We start from the raw sequence: 3767 nt of genomic DNA on the forward strand, positions 1-3767 counted from the left end.
CTCCGGATCAAAATTCCTGCGTCCCATATCGTCTCCTCGATCAGATCCCAATCATTCCACCGATCGAGGTGTCCACGAAAATTAGACCAGCACAAACCCCGAAAACCACCAATGGCCCCACGGAACTTAACCCCGAACCCGATCCCCCGAACCCTTCCCCGTAACCGTCAAAACCAGATACCGGAAATAACCCACAAGCGTCAGCGACTCAATCATCTTCGCATCCACCTCGGCCAGCCTCTCGGGGTCCGACATATCGATCCCGTTCACCTGCGCCAGCCCGGTGATGCCCGGGCGCACCGCAAACACCCCGCGCGCCTCCCGCGCCGCGATCAACTCCACCTGACCCACCAGACAGGGTCGCGGCCCTACCAGGCTCATCTCCCCCTTCAGCACATTCCAAAGCTGCGGCAACTCATCCAGCTTCGTTTTGCGCAGAAAGCGCCCCAAGCGCGTAATCGACGAGGCCTGCGCCAGATGCGTCGCCACCGACGCCGTATCCGGCCGCATCGTCCGAAACTTCACCAGCACAAACGGCCGCTGATACCGCCCCACCCGCTCTTGCCGAAACAGCGGCGAACGCGACTCCAGCCAGCCCAGCACCCACAACACCGCCATCACCGGCGCCACTGCAACCAGCCCCACCAACGCCAGCACCACATCCAGAACCCGAATCAAAACGCCTCCCAAATCCCAACTAATAACCCCCGTCCCCTGGTCCCCCCGCAGGAGGACAGCCCCCTGGCCGATTGGATGTTGGACAAGCCCCATCGGCCAGAGGGCTGGCCTCCTACACCGAGTGCCGCCCCCCTGCGGGCCTGGCCTCAAAGAACCCGCTCCAGCGACTGAATACCCGCTTCCACCGAACGCCGAACGGCGTCATGGATGCCAGCCGGGAACCCCGCCGGCAATTCATATTCCACTCGATCCAGTGCGGATGGGGCCTGCAGAACCACGGATGCCAGGACCTCGTGCACCATCGCCGCAGGCAGACGGGCCGAAGCGCCCGTCTGCAGAAAATGGCGACCCTGGATGCCATCCACCCGATAGTGGTTGCGCCGCCCCACAGCGAGCGCCAGCCGAACCTGCTTGCGCTCGACCTGGCGGCTGGCCACGCTAGGTAAAATCGTCAACACGTCATACAGCGGCGTCAGCCGGTACCCGCCGCCGGGTTGCAGGAACACACTGAAATTCTTGGCGTGCCCATCCGTGGCGCCGATCAGCCAGAACAGGATCTGCGCCTTCAGCACTGTCGCCTGGTCCGCCCCCGGCGTATCACTGCCCCGCAACAGCCCCAGCACATCCACCAGCCCGGGGCCACCTTCGCTCTGATACTTGCGGCTCGGCGGCACGCCCAGTGCCTGGCAGCAGTCCTCCTGCGGCAAGCGCAGTAACCGCCCATCGCGCGCCCAGTGTCGATCAAACCGCTCCACTACCAGCGCACGGGCGCCCCCAAAGCGTCCGATCTCTGCGCGTGCGACCGGGAGACCGAACGCCGCCAGCAATCGCAGGCAGTAAAACTCGTTCTCCACGCTGTCCGACAAATCCAGCCCGTTGGGTAACTGCCCAATAGCGGGCTTCAGGATATGCGTCGTCGGCGTCGAGCCATGGGGCTTGAGCCAGCGACCCTCATGCCACAGCAGTGCCGTCTTCTCCTGGGCACCAGCAATCGAAATGCGGAAAGCATCGTCGTCGCCCAGACCCAGCGGCGCCTGTGCCAAACCGCCCAGCAGCTCTTCGACGCCCCTATCATCGAGCGGCTCCCCACGAATCCCTCCAGCGGGCTCGGACTCCTGCGCATCCGACAGCGAAAACTGCAAAGCCCCCACACAATCATGCCCGATCGCCGCCAGCAGGCTGTAGGCATCCGTCCCAGCGGCGCCCACACGTTGGGCCACACGCCGCCGCAGGACGTCCGCATCCGGCAACAGGTTCTCGAACACCGCGGCCACGGCCGCACCGTGGTAGGCATCTTCCCGCAACGGAAGCGACAGCGAGACCGGCAGCGCATGCTCCCAGCCTAGCCAGCTGGCGTCATACCGAAACCGGATCGCCCCGGCCGCCGACTTCTCCAGAAACCCCACCAGGCGACCATTCAGCAAGACACGCAGCGGCGGATGGCGGCGCGTGCGCGGCATCAGAAGATTTCTTCAATGGACGCAGCCGACCGCGCACGGGGAGAAACCTGAAACTCCAGATCCAGCGCCGCCAGAACCGCAAGCAACGTCTCCAACCGGGTGGCCGGGTTCCCGTTCTCGATCAGGGAGATCGTCTCCTGGCGCAAGCCCGACTTCTCGCCAAGCGCGGCCTGCGTAAGGCCCTGCTTTCGCCGGACCCGGCGCACAATCGTCCCAATCTGCTTAGGTGTTCGCGCAAGCAATGTCATAACGCCCGATTATGCGCCCAAACCGATAACCAATCAATATCGGAATCAACCCATAAACCAAGCACCCCGCCGCCCCCCTGGCCGATCACCCACGCAAAACAACACCCCCCCTGTAGGAGGCCAGCCCCCTGGCCGATTGGAAGTTGGACAGGCCCCATCGGCCAGAGGGCTGGCCTCCTACACCGACTGCCACCCCCCGTGGGAGCGGGCTCGCCCGCGAAGCCCCCGCCAAAGCCGGAAAAACCCCCAAACCTACCCAACCAACGACACCACCGCCCGCCTTAACCCCTCATCCACACTCACCGGCGGCTCCCACCCCAGCGTCTCCCGCGTATCCGAAATATCCACCTGCAACGAATCCAGCAACCGCCGCGCCATCTCCCCACGCCCCACCGCACGCGCCCCGGCACGCAACAGCCCCGGCGGCACCGGCACCAACCGCGCGCGCCGATCCATCGCCGCCGCCACCCGGCGCAACAGATCGGTGGTGGAAAGATCCTCCCCATCCCCCGCCAGAAACACCCGATTCGCCGCCGCCGGATGGTCCAGACACGTCACCAGCAGATCCACCAGGTTATCCAGCCCCACTAGCGAACGCCGATTGTCCACCGCCCCCAGCGGCAGCGGCACACCCCGCGCCACCCACTGCATCATCCGTGCGAAATTCCCGCCAACGCCCGGCCCATACACCAGCGGCGGCCGCACCACCACAATATCCATCCCCGTCTCACGGCCGAGTGCGAACAACCCCGCTTCCGCCTCGGCCTTGGAAACGCCGTACGGATCAACCGGCGCCGGCGCATCCGCCGCGGAAAATGCACTGCCAGCCGAAGTCCGCTCCCCATTCACCTTGATGGAGCTGACGAACACAAACCGCCGCACACCTGCCTGCGCCGCCTGCCGCGCCAGCGCCAGCGTGCCCTCCACATTGGCGCGTCGGTACTCCGCCAGAGGATCGGCCGCATCCTCATCCATCACATGCACGCGGGCGGCCGCATGCACCACCGCCCCCACACCCTGCAGCGCGCCGCTCCAGTCCGCTTCCGAGCCAAGCGACGCCGTTACCGCCAGCTCCGCACCCGCCGGCACCAACGCGTTGCGCCGACACCCCGCAATCGGCACCCGACGCCCGTCCACCGCCAACCGTTCAACCACCGCGGCGCCCACGAAGCCAGTCGCTCCTGTTACCAACACCCTCTGTCCGCTCACGTTCATCCTTCAACCCCACCACCACAGATCACGCCAGCGTTTCATCCGGCATCGCAGTTCCACCGGCTCCCGCCACAGCCCTCCCCGCATGCCCCGACGCTCCGTGTAGTGGTCAAGTGATTTCGGACACCTCGATCGGTGTTTCGGCTGTCCATTTTCGCTCGTAGGCGTT

General features: G+C 65.4%; 4 protein-coding genes. All 4 read right to left on the reverse strand.

Going from position 1 to position 3767, the window contains the following annotated elements; genetic code table 11:
* Positions 1 to 126: 126 nt before the first annotated feature.
* The 4 genes from F791_RS0113085 to F791_RS0113100 all read right to left on the reverse strand — a co-directional run bounded on the left by F791_RS0113085 (position 127) and on the right by F791_RS0113100 (position 3601).
* Positions 127 to 678 (reverse strand): sugar transferase, encoded by a 552-nt coding sequence (locus F791_RS0113085; protein ID WP_026333045.1) that lies wholly within the window; start codon positions 676 to 678, stop codon positions 127 to 129.
* Positions 679 to 824: 146 nt separating this feature from the next.
* Positions 825 to 2138 carry a type II toxin-antitoxin system HipA family toxin gene (locus F791_RS0113090; protein WP_019592752.1) on the reverse strand — a complete coding sequence of 438 codons (1314 nt, stop codon included), beginning with the start codon at positions 2136 to 2138 and terminating at the stop codon, positions 825 to 827.
* Positions 2138 to 2386, reverse strand: coding sequence for a helix-turn-helix domain-containing protein (locus F791_RS0113095; protein WP_019583480.1), 249 nt, complete (start codon positions 2384 to 2386; stop codon positions 2138 to 2140). The genes F791_RS0113090 and F791_RS0113095 overlap by 1 nt, the downstream gene beginning before the upstream one ends.
* Positions 2387 to 2638: 252 nt before the next feature.
* On the reverse strand, positions 2639 to 3601 hold the full coding sequence (locus F791_RS0113100; RefSeq protein ID WP_081622330.1) for an NAD-dependent epimerase/dehydratase family protein: 963 nt from the start codon (positions 3599 to 3601) through the stop codon (positions 2639 to 2641).
* Between the last annotated feature and the right edge of the window lie 166 nt (positions 3602 to 3767).

The organism is Thioalkalivibrio sp. ALRh, from assembly GCF_000381425.1.
Taxonomy (GTDB): Bacteria; Pseudomonadota; Gammaproteobacteria; order Ectothiorhodospirales; family Ectothiorhodospiraceae; genus Thioalkalivibrio.

Coding starts and splice junctions, on each gene's coding strand:
- F791_RS0113090 (WP_019592752.1), bottom strand. CDS start 2,138: ATGCCGCGCACGCGCCGCCATCCGCCGCTGCGTGTCTTGCTGAATGGT.
- F791_RS0113095 (WP_019583480.1), bottom strand. CDS start 2,386: ATGACATTGCTTGCGCGAACACCTAAGCAGATTGGGACGATTGTGCGC.
- F791_RS0113100 (WP_081622330.1), bottom strand. CDS start 3,601: ATGAACGTGAGCGGACAGAGGGTGTTGGTAACAGGAGCGACTGGCTTC.